This window comes from Rheinheimera sp. ATLC3, from assembly GCF_059429535.1.
This window is the reverse complement of sequence record NZ_CM182103.1, coordinates 2,658,006-2,679,502: the sequence shown is the minus strand read 5'-3', so window position 1 is coordinate 2,679,502 and position 21,497 is coordinate 2,658,006. Positions and strand designations below refer to the sequence as shown.

Annotated in this window: 22 protein-coding genes and 1 riboswitch; of the genes, 3 read left to right on the top strand and 19 right to left on the bottom strand. The window is 53.2% G+C overall.

Translation table 11 applies throughout. The features are described 5' to 3' along the window. Positions 1 to 123 precede the first annotated feature (123 nt). Positions 124 to 1,062, top strand: a complete 939-nt coding sequence (locus tag AC5SV9_RS12460) for an alpha/beta hydrolase (RefSeq protein ID WP_475149917.1) — start codon at positions 124 to 126, stop codon at positions 1,060 to 1,062. A gap of 34 nt (positions 1,063 to 1,096) precedes the next feature. Here AC5SV9_RS12460 and AC5SV9_RS12455 read toward each other — a convergent pair whose 3' ends face one another. After that, positions 1,097 to 2,521, bottom strand: coding sequence for a M14 family zinc carboxypeptidase (locus AC5SV9_RS12455; RefSeq protein ID WP_475149919.1), 1,425 nt, complete (start codon positions 2,519 to 2,521; stop codon positions 1,097 to 1,099). A gap of 226 nt (positions 2,522 to 2,747) precedes the next feature. On the opposite strand from AC5SV9_RS12455, the gene AC5SV9_RS12450 reads away from it, so the two are divergent. Together AC5SV9_RS12450 and AC5SV9_RS12445 are read left to right on the top strand one after the other, a co-directional pair. Then, entirely contained in the window at positions 2,748 to 4,139 is a 1,392-nt protein-coding gene (locus AC5SV9_RS12450; RefSeq protein ID WP_475149921.1) for a Na+/H+ antiporter NhaC family protein, read from the top strand. Then, the gene (locus tag AC5SV9_RS12445; protein ID WP_475149923.1) at positions 4,136 to 4,816 is read left to right on the top strand and encodes a M15 family metallopeptidase; all 681 of its coding nucleotides are present in this window, start codon (positions 4,136 to 4,138) and stop codon (positions 4,814 to 4,816) included. The genes AC5SV9_RS12450 and AC5SV9_RS12445 overlap by 4 nt, the downstream gene beginning before the upstream one ends. Positions 4,817 to 4,820: 4 nt before the next feature. On the opposite strand, the gene AC5SV9_RS12440 is transcribed toward AC5SV9_RS12445, so the two are convergent. The 18 genes from AC5SV9_RS12440 to motA form a co-directional block, all read right to left on the bottom strand. Further along, positions 4,821 to 5,240, bottom strand: coding sequence for a hypothetical protein (locus tag AC5SV9_RS12440; protein ID WP_475149925.1), 420 nt, complete (start codon positions 5,238 to 5,240; stop codon positions 4,821 to 4,823). Position 5,241: 1 nt separating this feature from the next. Next, the gene (locus tag AC5SV9_RS12435; protein ID WP_475149927.1) at positions 5,242 to 6,558 is read right to left on the bottom strand and encodes a FliI/YscN family ATPase; all 1,317 of its coding nucleotides are present in this window, start codon (positions 6,556 to 6,558) and stop codon (positions 5,242 to 5,244) included. Further along, complete coding sequence (locus tag AC5SV9_RS12430) at positions 6,545 to 7,186, bottom strand: FliH/SctL family protein (RefSeq protein WP_475149930.1); 642 nt, start codon at positions 7,184 to 7,186, stop codon at positions 6,545 to 6,547. The genes AC5SV9_RS12435 and AC5SV9_RS12430 overlap by 14 nt, the downstream gene beginning before the upstream one ends. A gap of 3 nt (positions 7,187 to 7,189) precedes the next feature. Further along, positions 7,190 to 8,209, bottom strand: coding sequence for a FliG C-terminal domain-containing protein (locus AC5SV9_RS12425; RefSeq protein WP_475149932.1), 1,020 nt, complete (start codon positions 8,207 to 8,209; stop codon positions 7,190 to 7,192). Further along, entirely contained in the window at positions 8,190 to 9,911 is a 1,722-nt protein-coding gene (gene fliF / locus AC5SV9_RS12420) for a flagellar basal-body MS-ring/collar protein FliF (protein ID WP_475149935.1), read from the bottom strand. Before fliF ends, AC5SV9_RS12425 begins: the two co-directional genes overlap by 20 nt. A gap of 10 nt (positions 9,912 to 9,921) precedes the next feature. Then, positions 9,922 to 10,242: a flagellar hook-basal body complex protein FliE gene (fliE, locus tag AC5SV9_RS12415; protein ID WP_475149936.1), complete on the bottom strand. Its 321-nt coding sequence runs from the start codon at positions 10,240 to 10,242 to the stop codon at positions 9,922 to 9,924. 7 nt (positions 10,243 to 10,249) lie between these two features. Next, the gene (locus AC5SV9_RS12410) at positions 10,250 to 11,563 is read right to left on the bottom strand and encodes a sigma-54-dependent transcriptional regulator (protein ID WP_475149939.1); all 1,314 of its coding nucleotides are present in this window, start codon (positions 11,561 to 11,563) and stop codon (positions 10,250 to 10,252) included. Between the two features lie 17 nt (positions 11,564 to 11,580). After that, positions 11,581 to 12,426, bottom strand: a complete 846-nt coding sequence (locus tag AC5SV9_RS12405; RefSeq protein WP_475149942.1) for an OmpA family protein — start codon at positions 12,424 to 12,426, stop codon at positions 11,581 to 11,583. A gap of 146 nt (positions 12,427 to 12,572) precedes the next feature. After that, a riboswitch (cyclic di-GMP riboswitch) is annotated at positions 12,573 to 12,662 on the bottom strand. Between the two features lie 301 nt (positions 12,663 to 12,963). Next, positions 12,964 to 15,036, bottom strand: coding sequence for a flagellar biosynthesis protein FlhA (flhA, locus tag AC5SV9_RS12400; RefSeq protein ID WP_475149943.1), 2,073 nt, complete (start codon positions 15,034 to 15,036; stop codon positions 12,964 to 12,966). Between the two features lie 3 nt (positions 15,037 to 15,039). Continuing rightward, a complete protein-coding gene (gene flhB, locus AC5SV9_RS12395; protein ID WP_475149944.1) occupies positions 15,040 to 16,191 on the bottom strand; it encodes a flagellar biosynthesis protein FlhB in 1,152 nt (383 codons plus the stop codon). Positions 16,192 to 16,194: 3 nt separating this feature from the next. Continuing rightward, on the bottom strand, positions 16,195 to 16,974 hold the full coding sequence (gene fliR, locus AC5SV9_RS12390; protein WP_475149946.1) for a flagellar biosynthetic protein FliR: 780 nt from the start codon (positions 16,972 to 16,974) through the stop codon (positions 16,195 to 16,197). Further along, the gene (locus tag AC5SV9_RS12385) at positions 16,971 to 17,240 is read right to left on the bottom strand and encodes a flagellar biosynthetic protein FliQ (RefSeq protein WP_475149947.1); all 270 of its coding nucleotides are present in this window, start codon (positions 17,238 to 17,240) and stop codon (positions 16,971 to 16,973) included. The genes fliR and AC5SV9_RS12385 overlap by 4 nt, the downstream gene beginning before the upstream one ends. After that, complete coding sequence (gene fliP / locus AC5SV9_RS12380; RefSeq protein ID WP_475149948.1) at positions 17,237 to 18,001, bottom strand: flagellar type III secretion system pore protein FliP; 765 nt, start codon at positions 17,999 to 18,001, stop codon at positions 17,237 to 17,239. The genes AC5SV9_RS12385 and fliP overlap by 4 nt, the downstream gene beginning before the upstream one ends. Further along, positions 17,994 to 18,353 carry a FliM/FliN family flagellar motor switch protein gene (locus AC5SV9_RS12375; RefSeq protein ID WP_475149951.1) on the bottom strand — a complete coding sequence of 120 codons (360 nt, stop codon included), beginning with the start codon at positions 18,351 to 18,353 and terminating at the stop codon, positions 17,994 to 17,996. The genes fliP and AC5SV9_RS12375 overlap by 8 nt, the downstream gene beginning before the upstream one ends. Then, entirely contained in the window at positions 18,350 to 19,234 is an 885-nt protein-coding gene (locus tag AC5SV9_RS12370) for a FliM/FliN family flagellar motor switch protein (RefSeq protein WP_475149953.1), read from the bottom strand. The genes AC5SV9_RS12375 and AC5SV9_RS12370 overlap by 4 nt, the downstream gene beginning before the upstream one ends. Continuing rightward, on the bottom strand, positions 19,227 to 19,646 hold the full coding sequence (locus tag AC5SV9_RS12365; RefSeq protein WP_134058202.1) for a PilZ domain-containing protein: 420 nt from the start codon (positions 19,644 to 19,646) through the stop codon (positions 19,227 to 19,229). The genes AC5SV9_RS12370 and AC5SV9_RS12365 overlap by 8 nt, the downstream gene beginning before the upstream one ends. Continuing rightward, positions 19,633 to 20,634: a flagellar motor protein MotB gene (locus AC5SV9_RS12360; RefSeq protein ID WP_475149955.1), complete on the bottom strand. Its 1,002-nt coding sequence runs from the start codon at positions 20,632 to 20,634 to the stop codon at positions 19,633 to 19,635. The genes AC5SV9_RS12365 and AC5SV9_RS12360 overlap by 14 nt, the downstream gene beginning before the upstream one ends. Further along, a complete protein-coding gene (gene motA / locus AC5SV9_RS12355; RefSeq protein ID WP_134058206.1) occupies positions 20,634 to 21,491 on the bottom strand; it encodes a flagellar motor stator protein MotA in 858 nt (285 codons plus the stop codon). The genes AC5SV9_RS12360 and motA overlap by 1 nt, the downstream gene beginning before the upstream one ends. Positions 21,492 to 21,497 lie beyond the last annotated feature (6 nt).

The following is a 21,497-nucleotide window of genomic DNA, read 5'->3' as shown; positions in this document are numbered from 1 at the left end:
AATGTTCTCCGGTTTAAAATTGAAACCGCCAAAGTATAGCAAACACCCTGCATTAATATTCAGATACGGCCATACTAGCCATATGCTGCACTGCAGCTGCCTTTTACCTGTTTTGGATCTAAGATGAAGCTACTTGCCTTGCTGTTATTGCTGCTGTTTAGCAGCCAGTTATTTGCCAGCCTGCCTAAGGTTAAAAGCGGCCGTATTGAACGCCTGCAAGGCTTTAGCTCGGTGTTTATTCCGCCGCGCAATATCGATATCTGGTTACCCGATGGTTACAGTGCACAGCAGCGTTATGCCGTGGTGTATATGCATGATGGCCAGATGCTGTTTGACGGCAGCAGCAGCTGGAACCAGCAGGAATGGCGGGTGGATGAAGTGGCAGCCGCACTGATGGCAGAAGGTAAAACCCGGCCTTTTATCGTCGTCGGTATTTTTAATGCAGCCGCCCGCCGCCACAGCGAGTATTTCCCGCAAAAGCCGTTTCAGAGTTTATCGAAAGAGCAGCAACAGGCGCTGTATCAGTTGACACAGGGCGAGCAACAGCCGCTATTTGCTGATGCTGTGTACTCCGATAATTACCTGAAATTTCTGGTGCAAGAGCTAAAGCCATACATCGACGGTCATTTTAGTGTGTTGCCTGATGCGGCCAATACTTTTGTTATGGGGTCGAGTATGGGCGGCCTGATATCGATGTACGCCATCAGTGAATACCCCGGCGTATTCGGCGGCGCGGCCTGTTTATCCACGCACTGGCCCGGCGTATTTCAGAACGATAACAACCCGGTGCCGGCCGCATTTTTTGCTTACATGCGCCAGACGCTGCCAGTTGCCGGCACGCATAAACTGTATTTTGATTTTGGCACAGCGACGCTGGACGCCTGGTACCCGCCACTGCAGGCGCAGGCGGATGCCATTATTGAAAGCAAGGGTTACACCGCAGCAGACTGGCAAACACTGCGTTTTGACGGCGCAGAGCATAGCGAACACGCCTGGGCAGAGCGTTTGCATCTGCCGCTGACGTTTTTACTCGGCGCTACAACCACAGAACGCAGCAACTAAATGCATCCGGCAATTTAGCTCCGGCTGCAAAATGCTAGGTGCCCAACGGGTTTAACAGCTTACCGCTGCTGACATCCAACAGCTGACCGTTCAGCAGCGCCCGCTGCACACCCTGTTCGTTGCGCAGTAAAAAGGTTGCCAGCCGGTACCGCTGCGGCGTTTTACCGTTGAGCCCTTTCGGGTTTATCACCACCGGCAGGCCGCTGTTATTGGTCAGCAAAGCCGCATCGCCACTGAAATGGCTGTAGCCTTCGCGCAGCAGTGCCAGATAAGCAGCTTTGTCCAGTGTCAGCGCTTTGGTCAGGCTGTACGCCTTAGGCGCCTGATAACTTAAGCCGGTAACATCCAGCTGGTGATAAGCACCATAAATAGATAAATCGCCGATATCATGGATCCGCGCCTGTTTATTGCTTTCCAGCCCCAGATCCAATGCCAGGTCAATGCTGGCATTATGCCCGTTGACACTGATCTTCAGATTGCTCAGTAACACATCTTTAATACCACCGCTGCGGTTAAACGGAATAGCCTGATAAGCACTGAGCGACTGCTGCTGATAAGCACCACTGCCTATGCTTTCAATGCTCATTACCAGCAACTGCGTATTCAGCCGCCGTGCAACCTGACGGTTGTCATCTTTCGGATAGCCGCCGGATTCAATCAGCACTGTGCTGATACCCATGCCAGCAAAGGTGTCACCGAAAGAACGCCATGAAAAAGTATCATCGTATTTACCGAGATAGCCCGGCAGTTCTTTCGCCATCAGGTCGGCCATATCGCCAATCAGCTGCATGGCTTTTTTGCGCGCGGCGTCGATGTCTTTGGCGTTGTTAAACGCCGGAGCCAACAACGAAATCGTGGTTTGTTTATCGGTGTCACCTGCCGCATAAAAGCGGTTTTGATCATGCAGGTTAAGGCCAAAATCCGGTTTAAAATCTTTCGCTGCCTGCATCAGCAAGCGCCCTTCCGGGCTTTGCAGCGCTTTGGCATCGCGGTTGATATCAATACCCATGCTATTAAAACGGGTGTTTGCGGCGGCACCATCCGGGTTCACCATAGGAATAAGCCGCAGTGTCACTTTACTTAGCCAGTTATCGCGCCACTGTTGTTGCTGGTCGGCACTGATAAAGTTCAGCAAATCCATCAGCGCGGCGGTTGCTGTGGCTTCATCGCCATGCATTTGCGACCACGCCAGCACTTTGACCGGGCCGGTGCCAATATCAATCTGCCAGATTGGGGTGCCGAGCGCCGACTGCCCCAGCTGCTTAAAGCGGAACAGCGGGTTATGCTGATGCAGCTGCAGCAGCGGCGCAATGTCGCTGTGGGTAAGTTGAGGTTTATCCAACCCTGTTTGTTTTATCTGCTGATAATCGTCTGCCGACAAACTGCCTGTTGTCATTGCCTGTACCGCCGTGGTTAAACTGAATAATCCGGCCAGAAGCCACCGTAACGCATGCTGCATAATGCACCTCTGCTTAACTGCTTTAGCCTGGTAGCATCGCGCAATTCTGTTAACAATTGCAAGTAACGCGACTGCCAGCAAACTGCTGCACAGCACCATCTATCGCAATCGGCTGCAATGCCCGCTTCATCGCAAAAGCCTGCGCAGTGCTTGCGACAGTAAAGCACAACCGGTATAAATTATTCAGCATTTACGCGAAACAGAATAATAATAGCAGGAGGCCATTTTGGCTGATTGGTTAACCCTCATTCCGGCGCTGGTCGCCATTGTTGTAGTATTGTGGCGCAAAGAAGTGATCCTGGCGTTACTGTTGTCGTTATGCAGCGCCGAACTGCTGATTTTTCTGCAGGCCGGCCAGGGCGCCGGGCCAGGTCTGCTGCTGGATGGCGGTATTCAAACGCTGGAACGTATTGTTGCGGTAACCAAAGATGGCGATAACGCCCGTATTCTGATGTTCTCGTTACTGGTAGGCGGCCTGCTGGCCTATATGCGTGACTCGGGCGGTGTATCGGCCACAGTGAAACTACTGGTCGATAAAGGCATTGCCAAATCAGGCCGTCAGGCCGGTTTACTGACATTTTTTATCAGCTCTGTAACCTTTATCGAGTCTAACCTCAGCTCGCTGACAGCCGGTATCAGCTCACGCGGCCTGTTCGACAAATTCAAAATGAGCCGGGCGCGGCTGGCATATATTATCGACAGCACCAGCGCGCCTATCTGCATCATTATTCTGCTAAACGGCTGGGGCGCCTATATTCTCGGCCTGCTCAGCACTTACTCCCTTGGGGAAAGCCCGGTATCGGTACTGATCGGCACTATTCCGCTTAACTTTTACGCGCTGTTTACGCTAACCGTGGTGCTGTACACCATTATCAGCGGCAAAGTGTATGGCCCAATGCGTAAAGCCGAACAAGAGTTACATACGCTGGCAGCGCATACCGAAATTGACGTACCGCCGAGTAAAGCCAGCTTTATGCTGGTGCCGCTGTTTACCTTAGTCGCATCCATGATCGGCTTTATGCTGATGACCGGCAATGGCCGGCTGGTGGGTGGCTCGGGTTCACAATCGGTGCTCTATGCCACGACGCTGGCCTGTTTAGTCGCCTACTCTATGATGTTGTTCAGTAAGCGCTTTAAGCATCAGCAGCTGGTTGATATTGGCTTTAAAGGCATGAGCGAGTTACTGCCGCTGGTGACGATAGTACTGTTATCACTGGCGCTTGGCAGCAGCCTTAAACTGCTGGGTACCGGTACTTTTATTGCCTCTATCGTCAATGACAGCTTGCCGCTGGTACTGATACCGGCGCTGTTGTTTTTAGCCGGTGCGCTGATCTCGTTTACCACCGGTACCAGTTGGGGCACCTTTGCCATTCTGATCCCGATTGGTATGCCTATGGTCGAATTGCTGGGCCTGCCGCCGTCACTGGTGCTGGCAGCCATTTTAAGTGGTGGTGTGTTTGGCGATCACTGCTCGCCGATTTCCGACAGTACCGCGGTCAGCTCAGTCGCATCCGGCTGTGATTTACTCGAACACGTAAAAACCCAGCTACCTTATGCATTGTTTTGCGGTGCACTGGCATTGCTGGCCTTTTTAACTGCCGGGGTATTAATGATATGAAAACTCTGACACTGATCGCTATGCTCCTCGGAAACGGTAGCGGAACACTACCTGTATCAGAGGTACCCGAAGATTTTACCGATATCAGCACGTTAAGCGCCGATATTCAGGTGCATATGGCGTATCTGGGCACTAATAACTTTGTTGGCAACCGGGTTGATGGCTATCAGGCTAATAAGTGTTACCTGCAGCGTGACGCTGCCGAAGCACTGGTCAAGGTGCAGCAGGCCGCTACGGCGCAGGGGCTTACGCTTTGGGTGTATGACTGCTACCGGCCACAGCGGGCAGTAAACCATTTTATGCGCTGGGCCAGCGATTTAAGCGATACCAGCACCAAAGCACAGTACTACCCCAATCTGTCTAAAGACAAGCTGGTGGGCGAGTACATCGCGGAAAAATCCGGTCATAGCCGTGGCAGCACGGTCGATTTAACGCTGGCCAGACAAGATGCTGCCGGCAACTGGCAACCACTGGATATGGGCTCAAAGTTTGATATGTTTGACCCGGTATCGAATGTCGGTACAGAGGGTATTACCAAGCAGCAGCAGGCAAACCGGCAACAGCTGGAAAGCCTGATGCTGAGCGGCGGCTTTAAGGTATACAACATGGAATGGTGGCACTTTACCCACCAGCCACCGGCTTACACCGACCGCTATTTTGATTTTATTGTAAAGTAGCCGTTTACCGCGCCAGACGCTGGCGCTGAAACATCTGCATCGCCAGCTCGTCCTGCTGCTTTTGCTCACGCCGCTGCAACTGCACTACCTGTTGTTGCAAGCGGTTATCCAGAATTTGCTGCAGTGCCAGATTATAGGCAGCCTGCTTACTACAAGCCTGCTGCTGCCGGCTGGCTTCCTGCTCGGCCTGAGCGCTGCGCTGCTGTTGTTGTTGCGCCATATCCTGCAAAATGTGTTTTAAACCAGACAGGTTTTGTAAGCTCAGACTGCAGCGCATCTGCTGATTACTTTCCATTGCATCAATATGCTGTGCCAGTAACTGTGCACGCTGCTGTTCAAAGTCTGCTTTCTGCTGCAGCTGCCCATGGCGGCTGCGCATAATGTCGAAGTTATCCTGTTGCGTCTGCAAATATTTCTTTAGCATGCTACACCGCCAGCTTCGTCAGTTGTTGTTCAGTCTCGGCAAAATCGACCTGTTCGTTCAGGCCCTGACACAAAAATGCTTCTATTTTAGGGTACATTGCCACGGCATTATCCAGCTCAGTGTCTTTACCGGGCTGATAAGCCCCCAGTGGGATCAATTCCTGAATTTGCTGATAGCGGCTGTATAGCCGCTTTAAGCTGTAACAGCTTTTCAGCTGGGTCGCTGACACGATATTCGGCATAACGCGGCTTATCGACGCACCTATATCAATAGCCGGATAATGGCCGCGCTCGGCCAGTTGCCGGCTTAATACAATATGCCCATCCAGAATAGCGCGGGCAGCATCGGCTATCGGGTCCTGCTGATCATCGCCTTCTGCCAGTACGGTATAAATGGCGGTCATGCTACCGCTGCTGTCACTGCTGTTTCCGGCACGCTCTACCAGTTGCGTCAGCTTACTGAACACCGAAGGCGGGTAACCACGCGTGGCCGGTGGTTCCCCCACCGACAACGCTATTTCGCGCTGTGCCTGGGCGTAACGGGTAAGAGAATCAACCAGCAGCAACACATGCAGGCCCTGATCACGAAACCAGGCTGCCAGCCGGTGCGCCAGCTCGGCGGTGCGCATACGCAGCAGCGGTGATTGATCGGCCGGCGCCGCCACCACTATGGCTTTTTTCATGCCATCCGGCCCCAGGCTGTGCTCGATAAAATCTTTTACTTCCCAGCCACGCTCGCCCACCAGGCCTACGATCACCACATCAGCACTGGTAAAGCGGGTCATCATGCCAAGCAATTTACTTTTACCCACGCCAGAGCCGGCAAATAACCCCAGACGCTGGCCCTGCCCCACGGTAAACAGGCCGTTGATAGCTTTAATACCCACATCCAAAGGCGTCGTGACACCTTTTTTCTGCATCGGATTAACGGCTACATTCTGGCTGCTGATTTGCTCACCGCGTTGCAGCGGCGGGCCATTATCCAGCGGCTGTAGTAAACCATCGACTACGCGGCCAAGCAGGGCATGGCTAACCGTTAGCGCCTGTTTGGCCTGTGGCCGCACCCGGGCACCGGTGGTCAGTTCGCTGGCATCGGTCAGCGGCATCAAAAATGCCTGCTCACGGTCAAAGCCGACTACTTCGGCTTCTATCCAGTGCCCGGCCTGACCTTCAACCTGATAACGCTGCCCCAGCGTGTATTGCCCGCCCGCTACCGTCAGCAGCATACCGTTTACCCGTACCAGAGTGCCGAAGCTCTGATATAAAGGCCCGGGTTGTAGCTGACCGGCAGCCTGCTGTAGCCGGTTAAGTACCGTCATGGCTGTTGCCCAGTAATTGTTGCTGTACCTGCGGTAACAAGCTGTCTAAACGCTGACGAAAATCGGCCAGATGCAGCTGCGACGCGCCAACAAACACCGCGCTGCCTGCGGCCAGCTTAGCGTCGGCCTGCAGTGTCACTGCGCCCAGTGCCGTTTGTTGTAATTGCTGCCACCAGGCCAGGTCCTGCGGTGACAGTCTTATCGCGCTGATGTGTTCATTAACCTGCAGCAGCGGCAATAGTAAGCTGATTGCCTGCTGTAAATGTGCTGGCTGGGTAGCCAGTTCAGCGTCCAGCGTCAGCGTCGCCAGTGTCCTGACCAACTCAAATATGGCCTGTGCCAGCTGCTGTTCCTGCTGTTGCTGATGGTGCTGCAACTGCTGTTCAAGCTGCAGCAATTGCTGCTCAAATTGCTGGCGCAGCTCTGCCAGCGTATTGTGCTGTTTAGCCTCGGCCTCAGCACGGGCAACCTGCTCAGCTTGCTGCTTCAGCTGCTGCTCGGCAGCTTCAGCGCCCAGCCGCTTGCCTTCAGCCAGGCCGCGCTCAAATGCCTGCTGTAACTGCAGTTCGATACCGGGTGGCGATGATAAATCGCGCTGCACGCCGGGAAAGCGATACAGATCGGCCATAGCTTACCCCAGTGTCGCTTCTTCGTATAAGCGGTAATCGACTTCGTTTTTCGCCATCATCTGGCGGATCATTCGCATAATTTCGGCCCGTGCCGCTTCTACCTTACTAACCGCCTGTGCTTTGGTGTTTTCAATCTGCTGACGGTACACCTGTGCCAGCCGTTTTGGCAGCGCCGACATGATGCTGTCCAGCATGGCCGGTTCGCAGCCTTTTAATGCTACAACCCACAGCTCGTCCGGGATTTCGTTCAGCAGATATGCCAGTACATCTTCGCTTTGCCGCGCCAGTGAGGCAAAATCATACATTTTGTCCTGTACTGCTTCTGCAGTCTGCGCGTTATGCTGTTTCAGCAGTTCCATCACCTCAGCCTTATTGCCGTTGTAACGGTTCATGATTTCAGCCACTTTCTCCACGCCATTGACCCGGGCACCGACCTGTTCACCGACAAACTCGATACAGGCTTCCAGTGTATGGCGCAAGTCATCCATCACGTGTTCGCTGACCTCGCGCAGGCTGGCAATGCGAAACAGAATATCGTCGTGCTTTTGTTTCGGGAACAAGGCGATAACCGCCGATGCCTGCTCCGGCGGCAAAAAAGCCAGCATCAGGGCCTGCATTTGCATATGCTCCTGTTCTAAGAAGCGGGCCAGTAACTCTGCAGGCACCCACTCCAGCCGGCGTAAGTCATCTGCCAGTGCGCCACCGTAGATATCGTCCAGCATGCCACGGGCCAGTTTACGGCCGACCGCTTTATCCAGTGCCCGCTCCAGATATAAGCGAGAAGCACCGCTGACGCCGCTTTCACTGCGGTAGCAGTCAAAAAAATCGGTCAGGATCAGCGCAACATCGTCCTGCGTAACGTTGGTAATTTTTGCCATCCGCTCGGATAAAGCTTTCACTTCGTGCCGGCTCAGCTTTTTGATGATGCCGGCCGCATTTTCTTCACCCATGCTCAGCAGTAAAATGGCCGCCCGATCCAAATCGGTAATAGTGCGGCTATGTTCAGGCTTTAGTTGATTCAATGCTGACTCCTCGCTCTACCCAATATTTAATCACCGCGGTTACCCGGTCAGATTCTTTGCTGGCCAGGAGTTGCATATGTGAAATCTGCTCAGCAAACTCTGACCCGACCTGCGGCAGGTTAATCGCGTTAAAGCCCGGTTGCGGCATGTCGTCGGCCGCAGCCGCAGCCTCTTCCACTGTTCTGGCATCAGCCTTGGCACTGAGTAAAGACGGGCTGTCATCCGCACTGCCGGCAAAGGCATTAGCGGTGTCAGGTTCACGCTGCTTTTTGCCGCTAATCAGGTGATTAACCAGCGGCCTTACACCAAATAAAATCAGCGCCAGCGCAATTAAGCTGCCAAACACATAGCGGGCATATTCTTTTACTTCCGGCAGTTGCCACCACGGCAAGCCACTTTGTACGCCCGCCGTTTCTGCCGGGGCAACAAAACCAAAGCTGGTGATATTAAACTGGTCGCCACGCTCGGCCTGAAAACCGGTAGCGGTTTTGACCATTTCACCCAGCTGTTGCAACTGTGCCTGGCTCCAGCCGGTATCGCCCGCTGCCGCCTCATTAACCAGCACCGATACACTCATTGACTTTAACCGGCCAACTTCAAACTTGGTGTGAGTTACCGCACGGCCATTATCAAACTGGCGGCTGCTTTCATTACGCTCGGACGTACGCTGGTTGTCATCCGCCCCTTGTTGATCTGCCGGTAACGGTGGCTGGTTGGCCAGCGAGCCGGGAATACCCATTGCCAGCTGGTCCTGCATAGTGTCTGTTTTGACGGATTCAGAACGCACTACCGAAGCCGGATCTATCGCTTCACGGGTTTCTTCTACTACGCTGAAATCAACATCAGACGATACCTGGATCCGGTAGTTACCCTCGCCAAGAATTGGCAGCAGCATAATGGCGGCACGCTGCTCAATATTGCGCTCAAATTTTTGAATAAAGGCGAGTTTTTTATCTGTTTCTTTGCCAATTGGCGCTTCATCGTACAAATCGCCGGTCAGCAGCTTACCGCTTTGGTCGACCACTGATACTTTACGCGGGTCCAGCCCCGGTACACTGCCGGCAATCAGGCTGACAATGGCTTCAACCTGGGTGGCTTTAAGCTCATAACCCGGGGTCAGATCAACCATCACCGACGCTGCTGATTTCTCTTCCTGCCGGCCAATAAATACGCTGCGCTTTGGCACGGCCAGATGCACACGGCTGTTACGCACACCGTCCATGGTAATAATGGTGCGGGCCAGTTCCCCTTCCAATGCATGCTGATACTGCATCGACTCCATAAACTGGCTGGTACCCATGGTTACCTTGTCACCTATTGTCGACAAACCTTCCGGCATTGCTGCCTTTATACCACGGGCCGCTAAGGTAATACGGGCGTCGGCCAGACGGTCTTGCGGTACCATGATATTGCCGGTGTCGGTATCGATACGGAACGCGACCTGCTCTTTATCAAGGATCTCCAGAATACCGGCTTTATCATAGTGTTCCTGGTTACCATACAGCGGCACATAGTTTTTCGCCGAGGTCCATAAAATCAGCACTATGGTTGCAGCCACCAGTGTCGCCAGCAAGGCAATTGACGCCATACTGCGGTCACCACCGGGTAACCAGCTGAACCGGCTGGACAGATTAATCACTTTCTCGCGGAAGTTACCTTCAATCGCTGCCGCAGGCATTTTCTTTACCACTTCGCCTTTCATTGCCTTGTCCTTACAGTGACATCCGCATTACATCATCAATACCGCTGATAACCTTGTTACGCACCTGCAGCAGCATCGAAAAGCTTAAACCCGCCTTCTGGCTGGCTACCATGGCGCCAATCACATCGTCACTGCTGCCGGTATCAACCGCCGTCATCATGTCTGCGGCAATATTCTGCTGTTGATTGATGTTGCGGATCACGGCAGAAAAGTCTTCGCTGATACCAACGCTATTGCTGGCGGGCGCTATGCGCTCACTGCTGGCAGTTTGTTGTAACCTGGTCATCATTTCCAGCATCTGGCTCTGGCTGTCTATTGGTGAAATCATCATAAAATCCTTAAGAAGCTAATGCGTCAATGTCGACACCATGCTCACGCATGGCAGCCAGTTTGTAACGTAGTGCACGGGTACTGACACCCAGTGCTTCTGCGGTACGGGTACGGTGGCCGTTAAATTTCTGCAGCAAATCCAGAATGTAATCAAACTCAGCATTCTGTTTGCTTTGCTTGAGCAGGCTGGCACAAATGGCCGCTGCCTGCGGATGACAACGGGGTAAATTCAGATCTGCAACCTGCAGCTCGATACCCCGGGCCATCACCAGCGCCCGCTGCATCACGTTTTCCAGCTCGCGCACATTGCCCGGCCAGTTGTACTGCAGCATTACGTCGGCAGCGTCCCGGCTTAAGCGGTACTTACCGTTGCCGTATTTGGTAATAAAAAAGTCTGCCAGTGGCAAAATATCATCCCGCCTTTCGCGCAGCGCCGGCCAGCTCAGTGGCAAAACGTCCAGGCGGTAAAATAAATCCTCGCGGAACAAGCCTTGCTCTACCTGACTGCGCAGGTTCTTATTGCTGGCGGCAATGACACGGATATCCAGCTTAATGCGGCTATTGCTGCCCAGACGCTCTACCTCTCGCTCCTGCAACACACGCAGTAACTTCGCTTGCAAGGGCAGCGGCAACTCAGAAATTTCATCCAGTAAGATGCTGCCGCCATTGGCTGCTTCGAACTTACCGATTTGCTGATTCACTGCGCCGGTAAAAGCGCCTTTGTTGTGACCAAACAGCATAGCCTCCAGCATATGCTCCGGAATAGCAGCGCAATTTACCGCGACAAAAGGCTGGTCTGCACGGTCTGATGCCTGATGAATAAAACGCGCCAGCCGCTCTTTACCGGTACCGGATTCCCCCAGGATCAGCACGCTGGCTTCAGTTTGCGCGGCGCGGTTGGCCAACTGCAAAATCTGCCGGCTGGCGTGCGACACTGCCACCAGATCTTTTAACCCCGCGCTCATGGCAGTGGCGTTACGCACTGAGGTTTTTACCTGAGACGCAAAAAAAGGTTTAAGTAAATAATCAATAGCGCCGCTTTGTAAGGTTTCAGACGCCAGCGCACTTTGGTTTGAGTCAACCATGCTGATAATTTGCGCCCCCGGCAGCTTACGGTGTACCAGAGCAACCAGATCCGGTAACGCCATTTGCGCCATAGCACTGTCGATAAAAACCAGTGCCGGTTTGTAATCCTGACACAGGCTGACAACCTGCGTCACATCAGCGGCATGTAGCAACTGGTATCCTTCAGCGCAGATGCACTGATGCACCTCATTACAGGGCGCTTGCTGCTCTATCCATAACACATAAGGTGATTTCATCGGGCGTCAGATCCTGCTCAGGAAGTGGTTCGGATTAACCGGATAGACACCCGGCGGTTAGATTGTTCGGCTTTGCCCTGCGCCGGCAACAGCGGATAGCGGTTACCGTGGGCTCTGATCTCCAGCATGCTGGCTTTTACCCCCAGCTCGATCAGTCTGGACGCCACTTCATCGGCACGCTCCTGCGACAACACACGGTTCGCTAAAGGGGTACCGACATCATCAGTGTGGCCATCGATCAGGATTTTTTTGATGCTGTTATCCAGCTGTAGATAGCGCGCCAGCTTCTGTAAGCTGGGTAATTGCTGGCGGTCAACCTGACGTTTACCGGAGGCAAAATAGATTTCGGTGTCGCGGGCCTGCTGCCAGGACAATGGTGACATTTGCGCAACACAGCCCTGAAACTTGTCCACTGCATCAGCGGCACGCACACTGGTCAGCACTAACTGCTGCTGTGCATCACCCAAATCAAACTGTAACCAGGCGCCTTGCTGCAGCTGATGCAGCAGCGGCAAAGCCGCTTGCAGAAAACTGACTTCGCTGTCCTGATATAACTCGGCAACGTACTGCTCTGCCGCAACGGCTTGTGTGGTTTGCCAGTCGGCAGGACGGGCCATCACGCTGACCTGCTGCAATTCTGAATGAGGCTGAGCCAGCGCCAGATTAAGCCGCAGTGGCTGACCAGGCTCCAGCGCGAAACTGACCTGCCCTAAACCCCTGACCTGTTGTTGTAACTGGCAATAAAAAGGATCGCTGTTAAGCTGCCATTTGGCCTGCTCTGCCGGTTGCGTCAGCAGTGCTGCCGTCGCCAGTGCCCCTGGCAGGCTGGCGCTTAACCACAAACTGAAAGACAATACAGACACCTTATACACCTTTTATTTTGTCATTACCCTCACGCCGGGCAAATCAGCCTGGCGCAGCAAAATAAAAAGCAAACGGCATAGAACAGCACAGGACACTGATGCTTTAGCCATAGTGAAACGGCTAACACCAGTGAATGGCGCTAAGCTAATGCGGCCCCGCTGTCGTAGCGTTTTAACACGCCGTAGACCGGAAGCTTTGCGTCCTGCCCTTTCGGTGCAGTTTGCCTTTTAATTGTCTTAACAAGCTCACAAATCCGACCAGATTTATGAACTGAAACTGAATAACACAAACGATATCGAAATTACGTTGGCTTAGCAAGAGTGTTTTTTAACAATATCTAATATGACGTTTAAAATCACATATTTGCAACTGCATATTTTTTCGCCAACCACTAACATAATTCCAACACTGCTCTGACCTGTTGTGCTTATAAACTGACTAAACAGTGAGAAAAACTGCAAAACTATTTAAACGAACACAGCAAGCCAGCTTGTATTGTCTCTGCATATTATGGCGCTATGATGACAGCCTGCGTGCTAGCCCAGCGCGCCGATAACATTTACCCGCAGATTCTCCGGAATTTCGTTATACGACAACACCGCCAGCGAGTTCTGGGTAAAAGTACGGGCATAGCGCGCCAGTAATGGCCTCAGCTGTGGGATCACCACCAGCGCCGGGGTATGGCCCTGCTGCTGCATCTGACTGCAAATCAGCGGCATATTGCGCTGGAATTGGCTCAGCAGGTTGGGGGCCACCGGGAAGCTGTCCAGTGTGACTTTGCCAGCCTGCATCGCCTGATTCAGCGCGCTTTGCAGCGTTTGCTCCAGCTTTTCATCCAGCGTAAAGGCGGCCAGTTCATCTTTGTCGCCACTGATTTGCCGCACCAACGCCCGCTGCAACGCACAGCGTACGTCTGAGGTTAACAGCAACGGGTCTTTCGTCACTTCGCTGCTATCGAGCAGGGTGCTGCCAATGGTTAAAATGTCGCCAAGGCTAACCTGCTCACGCAGTAGCAAGCGATACACTTTCAGCTGCACCGTGGCACTCAGCGCTTTATCCAGCGCTTCGGCCAGCACCGGCGCCACATTCGCCAGCCGTTTATTCAGCTGTTTTACATCTTCATAGACAAACAGCTCAGACAAATGCTCTTTAATCAGCTTACCGGCATGGGTCGCAATCACTGTGGCGAGATCAACAACCGAATAGCCCAGGTTCAGCGCTTTAGCGCGGCTGTTGGTATCTATCCACACCGCCTCCAGACCATAGGCCGGGTCTCGGGTAATTTCACCGTCCAGCTGGCCGTAGATTTCACCGGTATTCAGCGCCAGTAATTGCTGCGGGTTCAGCCGCCCCGACGCTACCGGCACGCCGGCGAGTTTGATACGGTATTCCTGCGGGTTTAGCTGCAGATTATCGCGCACCCTTACCTCTGGCAGTAAAAAGCCGCTTTGCTCTGATAGCGTTTTACGAATACCGCGCAGCGTTTGCACCAGTTCTTCGCCTTTTTCTTTGTCTGCCAGGTAAACCAGCCGGAACCCCAATTCAATCGACAGCCGATCCACATGGGGAATATCATCCCAGCCCAGTGTTTTTGGCGCTTGCGCGATGGTTTCAGTCAGTCGTTCCGCCTGAATAAGTTCGCCTTTATCCACGCTTTGCTGTAAGCGCCAGGCGACATAAATCAGTGGCAGACCAAAACCGATAAAAGCCATGGCCGGCATGCCGGGCACGGCACCGAGAATCAGCATAATGCCGCCGGTAGTCAGCAACACCCGTGGTGAGGCCAACAGCTGTCTACCGACCTCATCAGACATTTCGCCTTCATCGTTCATCCGGGTAACAATAATGGCCGCCGCAACCGCCAGCAGTAATGACGGGATTTGCGCGACTAAGCCATCACCTATCGTCAGCAGAGCGAAGCGTTGAAAGGCTTCCCCCATACTCAGGCCATGCTGGAACACGCCGATGCTGATACCACCCAGCAGGTTGATCACCAGAATGATCAGACCGGCAATAGCATCGCCACGGACAAACTTGGACGCACCGTCCATTGAGCCGTAAAAATCGGCCTCTCTTGCTACTTCTGACCGGCGATCTTTTGCCTGCTCCGGCCCAATCAAACCGGCGTTTAAGTCGGCATCTATTGCCATTTGTTTGCCGGGCAACGCATCCAGGGTAAAACGGGCAGCAACTTCTGAAATCCGCTCGCCACCTTTGGTAATCACTACAAAGTTTATCACCATCAGAATAACAAACACCACCATACCCACGACGTAATTGCCGCCGATAACCACCTCACCGAACGCCTGAATGACACGGCCGGCAACGTCAGAGCCTTCATGGCCGTGCAGTAACACCACCCGGGTTGAGGCAATATTCAGTGTCAGCCGCATCAGTGTCGCGACCAGCAGCACGGTGGGGAATACCGAGAAATCGAGCGGTTTTTTACTGGATACCGCGACCAGCAGCACGATGACCGACAGCACGATATTAAAAGTAAACAGCGCATCCAGCATCCAGGCTGGCAGCGGTAGCACTACCATGGCCAGAATGGCCAGCAGCAATACCGGAATAGCGGTGTAAGGTTGGGTCAGTATGCGCCAGTTCACTGTTTAACTACCTCGGACTTTAGCTTTATCTAACAAAGATTTCGGGATCTCAAGCGCCGGTAAGGGCGCCGGCTGCTGACCGCGGCCATGCTTGTAGGCTTTTAGCTGCATAACATAGGTCAGCACATAGGCAATGGCGGTGTATAAGCCTTTTGGTACTTCCTGATCGACACGGGTCGAGTAATAAATGGCCCGGGCCAGCACGGGCACTTCCAGCACTTCTATCTGATGACGCTGCGCCACGCCTTTAATACGCAACGCTATTTCATCAATACCTTTGGCCACCACGTATGGGGCCCGGGCATCTTTTTCGCTGTACCGGATTGCCACCGCATAATGCGTCGGGTTCATCACGATCACGTCAGCTTTTGGTACCCGCTCTTCAATGCGGCGGTTTGCCATCTGAAACTGGATTTGGCGGATACGGCTTTTTATCTCAGGGCTGCCATCAGCGGACTTACGTTCTTCTTTCACTTCCTGTTTGGTCATTTTCAGTTCTTTGGCAATTTTGTGCGCCTGATAAGGCACATCAATGGCCGCAATCAATAACAAGGCACAGGCGGTGAGCATAAGGCACAGTGCCAGCAGCCCCATGCCTTCCTGCAACGCAACATTCAGGTCCAGCCGCTGCAACATCAGCAAGCGCTGCCACAGCTGGCTTAAGAACAAGTAAAGACAGCCGGCCAGTAACGTAATTTTCAGGATGGATTTACCCAGCTCTACCAGTGCATTCAGGCTAAACATCCGTGCCAGGCCTTTTAACGGGTTAAGCTGCTGAAACCGCGGGCTGAATAATTTGGCAGAGTAGATAAAACCGCCCGGTAACACGCCGGTAATCACCATAGCGATAAAGAGTAAAAACAGAAAAGGCAACAGCGTACCGAGCATATCGCCGAACGCCTGCCCTACAGCAACCGGCATCAGCTTCTCGTCTGCCAGCATGGCTTTATTCAGTTGCAGGCTGCGCTGCATCAATTGCATAAACAACGTCAGAAACAGCTGGGCAAACCATAACAAACCGGCAATGCCTAAAATCAGCAGTACGGCGGTATTCAGCTCTTTTGAGCGGGCAATCTGGCCTTCTTTGTGGCCTTTCTCTAACCGTTTCGCCGTGGGTTGTTCGGTTTTTTCCTGAGAACTGCTTTGCTCTGCCATCGCTTATCTCATCAACAGGTAAAGGTTATTCAGCATGTCGTTTATCATGCCGGAGAAACGCTGGCCGGTTTGCACCACAGTCAGGTACACACAAACAAAGCCGAGCACCATATTCATCGGAAAGCCCAGTACGAAAATGTTCAGCGAGGGGGCAGAGCGGGTGGCGATGCCAAATGTCAGGTTGACCAGTAACATGGAAATAATACCAGGCAGTGCAACCAGCAAGGCGGCACCAAACATCCAGCCGAACATTTGCAACAATACTGTGATGTTTAACTGATACAGGCCACTGCCTACCGGCCACAGCGTAAAGCTGTCGACCAGCGCAGCCATTACCAGCAAATGGCCGCCCAGCGCAAAAAACAACAAAGCGCCCATGATCCAGAATAAATGGCCAAGCAGCGGTGCAGAGTCACCGGTGGCCGGGTCCATCATCGTCGCCATCGACAAGCCCATTTGCATTGATAGCATCATGCCCGCCATCATCAGCACTTCGAACAGCATACGAACAGCCAGCCCCATCATGATGCCAAAGCCAATCTGCTCAAACGTCATTACCGCTGCATCCAGCGAAAACGGATCGACAGCCGGCATGGCAGGCAGGATCGGGCTGAGTAAAAAACTGATAAATACTGCCAGCAATATTCTGGCGCGCGGCGGTACGCCAGGGTTATCAAACGCCGGCATCGCCCACAGCAATGCCGACAGGCGCACGAACGGCCACCAGACAGCACCTATCCAGCTCATCAGTTCGGCACTGCTCAGTGAAATCAGCGAGTTCACCCGAATACTCCGGGAATGATCAGCATCAGGTTGCGAAACCAGTCGATCAGCGTCTGCAATATCCAGTTACCGGCAAACACCAGCATCAGCAAGGTCAGGACCATACGCGGTAAAAACGTCAGCGTCTGTTCCTGAATAGACGTCGCGGCCTGAAACACTGCGATAATCAGCCCCAGGATCAAACTGGGCACCACCATCACCAGCAGAATTTTGATAATGGTATAAACAGCCTGAGCAACCAGTTCTGTGCTTTGATCCGGGCTCATGGCGAGGCTCCAAACGTAGCGGCCAAAGTACCTGCGACCATAGACCAGCCATCGGCCAGCACAAAAATCATCAGTTTAAACGGTAAACTGATGATCAGCGGCGATAACATCATCATACCCATCGACATCAGCACGCTGGCGACAACCATATCGATAATCAGAAAGGGCAAAAACAACATAAACCCAATCTGAAACGCTGTGGTCAGTTCACTGAGCACAAACGCCGGGATAAGCACATCCAGCGGCACATCTGCAGCGGCCATTGTCGTGGGTTCTTTAGCGATCAGTAATACCTGATGCAGCTCATTTTCGCGGGTTTGCGCCAGCATAAACTGCCGCAGCGGCTGCTCGGCCCGCACTAATGCCTGCTCCAGTGTCATTTCTTCAGCCTGATAAGGCTTAAACGCATTCTGATAAATGTCCTGCCATACCGGGCGCATAATCAGCAATGTCAGCATCAGCGCTATACCAATCAGTACGCGGTTTGGCGGGCTTTGCTGTAACCCCAGCGCCTGACGCAGTATCGCCAGTACGATGACAATACGGGTAAAAGACGTCAGCACCATCAGCATGCCCGGGATCAGGCTAAGCGCCGTCATCAGCAGCAGAATTTGCAGCTTAACGCTGTAATCCTGACCGCCGTCAGCGTCACGCACCGACAACACTGTCATGTCCTGTGCCTGTACCATTACGGGCAGCAATAACAGCAGCAACGGTAACCCCAAAGCCAGCAGCAGCTGACGCAGCCCAGCGTTACGCATGATGCTCCGCTGCCGTATTACGGTTGACAAACTTTAAGCCATACTTGCCATCTACCATCACCACTTCAGCTTTGGCAAACAAAACACCATTTACTTTAACGTCCAGCGCTTCGCCAACGGCTTTGTCCAGCGGCAACACGTCGCCAACACTGGCGCGGCTCAGCTCGCCCAGCGTCACCTCTGCACTGGCGACCTCAAGGGTTACCGTCAGCGGCACATCGCGAAACATCGACAAGCCATCCGTTTTTACTGCGTTGTCAGTACCCTGCTCAAAGATGTCATCCATATCCATCATGTCTAATCCGGCTAATGCCGCATCCAGGCCATTACCATTGTTCGGGTTTTCGCTCATGCTAGTGTCTCTTTAGTTGCTATATCGGTGATCTGAAATACCAGGCCGTTCGCATCCTCTGCTACCTTGCCTGAAAATAAGCTGCGGTTATTGAGCATAAAACTCATGTCACTGTGCAGTTCTATCGGTAAGATCTCGCCTTTCAGGCCCTGCTGCAGTTGCTGTAAGCTGACTTTTTTCCGCGCCATTTCTACCCGGCACTGCACCGGCACCTGTGGCCACGGCGACATATCAACAGCGCTGACGCTGACAGGAGTGTCCTGCTGCTGGCTGCTGAAGAAGGTCAGCGGCAACCACAGAAACCAACTGATGGCTTCAGCATCCAGCAGTAGCCGGACCTTCAGCGGCAGGTATTGAAAGCGCGCGGGTTCCAGTTGCTGCTTAACCGCAGTGGCTGGCAGCGCTGATTGTTCTTTAAATAAAAACTGCTGTATTGCCTGCAACTGCCGCTGGGCGATACGGCTGCAGATGCGCAGCTCAGAGGCGCTAAGCTCAGTTTTCTCCTCCAGCGCCACCACTTTGCTGAGCTGGCCGCCCAGCGATAAGTCAGCCAGATGGTGCACCCCGGTATAATCAAGCGCCAGGTAGCAATAACTGTCGGTTGGCACCAATACCGGGCATTGCAACAGTAACCGGCCTGGCTCTGCCAGCCAGCTGTCCAGACCCGTGCCCTGACATAAGCTCAGCTCAATGTTAAATTCCACATCGGTTAAAAGCCGGCTCAGTTCGGTCTCTACGGCCTGAGCCAGTTCAGGCAAATGCTGTTTAGCGGCCAAGCTGGCCTGACTAAAACGGCGCTGATCCAGCGTCAGCGCGAACGGCTGATAACTGCCAGCGGCATCGGCGGCGATAATAACGCCGGTTTTTTTGTGCTTATTCATCTGCTGTTACTTCTTGGTTTGCACCGGCATCACGGGATACACGGTACGCTTTTTTGCTTAAACGCCGCAGCAGACGCAGCCGCTGTTCACGTTTGGTATCCAGCCAGCTGATGCCCAAAAATTCGAGCTTGTCGCTGACTGCCCGCCGGTAGATCACTTCAGCTTTAATGCGGGTTTCACTGTCATACTCCACCACCAGCATATCCGGCACAGCTTTGCTAAGCGGCGCAAGTAAACCCGCACCACCGAGGCTGATATCTTTCACCACCGCCTGGCACAGCTGCGAGCCAAACAGGCCCGGCTGTTTCAGTTTGACGGCAATACCTTTGGTCTGGGTTTCGTGCGGCTGATTGGCGGTGCTGAAGTACCAGCGCAGATAACGTCTTGCAATATCGGGCTTAGTTGCTGGCATCGGTAACCTTCACTCCGCTGCGGCCAACAGGCTGGTTATAACTTGCCGCTGCTGCGGCCTGTTGCACGGCATTGTCTTTGCTGCCAGGAGAAAATAGCTGGTCCAGCTCTGCTTCGGCTGCCGAGGTCAGGATCAAAAGCTCAATACGGCGGTTCTCACTGCTACCTTTATCCTGCTCGTTCAAAGGCCGGTTTGCCGAAAACGCCGCGACCTGCGCGACCCGCTCGACCGGCATGCCACCGGCTGCCAGCACCTGACGCGCCTGCAGTGCTCTGTCACCCGATAACTCCCAGTTACTGTACTGGCTGCCACTGAAAGCCGTGTTGTCGGTGTGGCCTGAGATAATCAGTTTGTTCTGCACCTTTTTAAATACCGGCCCCAGGCTTAACAGCAAGTCTTCAAAAAACGGCGTCATACGGATCTGCCCGCGAACAAACATCTGTTGCTGTTTACTGTCACGGATAATCACACGCAGCCCGGAAGGCACTATATCGACCTGAATATGTTCCTGTGCCAGCTGCTGTGCGGCCAGCTGTTCAAACGCCTGTAGCAGCAGGCTAAGCTGGGCCGGGGTATCGAATTGGCCATCAATCAGCGAATTAAGTTTGTCGCCCATGCCAGCCAGCGGTTTTTCGTCACCGGATGGCACCTGCAGGTATTCCGACATACCCGGCAGCGGGTTGTCCGGTGGCAAGGCATTAGCCGAGTTTTTATCTACTATCGACGGTGTGCCGCCCAAATCGACCGGAAACGGGCTGTTACCGGGTTTAAACGGATCCGGGCTGCCATCAAAAATAGAGTGTGTGCGCATATAGTTAGCAATTTCAGCACGCTCTTTGACGTTAGATACTTCTAAAATCCACAGCACCATAAAAAATGCCATCATCGCCAGCGTAAAGTCGGCAAAGGCGACTTTCCAGGCGCCACCGGCCTTGGCTTTGCCACTGCTACGCAGATTACGCTTGATAATTACGGGCGAGCTATTCATCAGGCGGCCTTATCGTTAATCCATTGCTCCATCGTGGTAAACGATGGTTTCTGCTCTTCATTGATCATGCGCCGGCCGGAATCGGTCGCCACAATCGCGACATGGCCTTTGGCATGCGCCACCAAAATAGCGCGCACACAATCGAGCAGCGCCAGTTGCTTTTTCACATATTGCTCCATCGCGGAGCTCAGCGGTGCCATCAGACAATAGCAGCCAAAAATACCGATAAAAGTTCCCACCAGTGCCGCCGCAACGTGGTAACCAATATTGCTCAGCGGGCCATCCAGATGCTGCATGGTAATGATGATGCCACCAACGGCCGCCAGAATACCGAAGCCAGGCATGGCCTCTGCCACAGAGTACATCGCCGAGGATGGCTTCAGCTTTTGCTGCTCTATGGTATAAATTTCCTGCTCCAGCAGCGTATCGAAATCGTGGGCACTGAGTTTGCCCATACTCATCAGGCGCAGGTTATCGCAAACAAATACCACCAGAGCCTCGTTCTCCAGCACCAGCGGGTAAGCCAGAAATACCGAGCTGGTCTGTGGGTTTTCTACGTGCTCATCCAGTTCACGCAGGCCTTTGGTTTTTGCCAGGTCCAACAGCGTGTACATCAACAGCAACAATTCGCGGTACAAAGCACCGCTGTCTTTATGCTTGCCAAACTGTGATTTCACCTGAAACCACATTTCTTTCAGCACGTAATTAGAGTTACCAACAATCAGCGCGCCAAAGCCGGCGCCGAAGATGATCAGAAATTCAGCCGGCTGCCATAAAGTGGCCACGTTGCCGCCGGCAAACATAAAGCCGCCAACCACAGTACCCAGAACGATGATAAAACCTACTATTTTCTGCATTGCTTT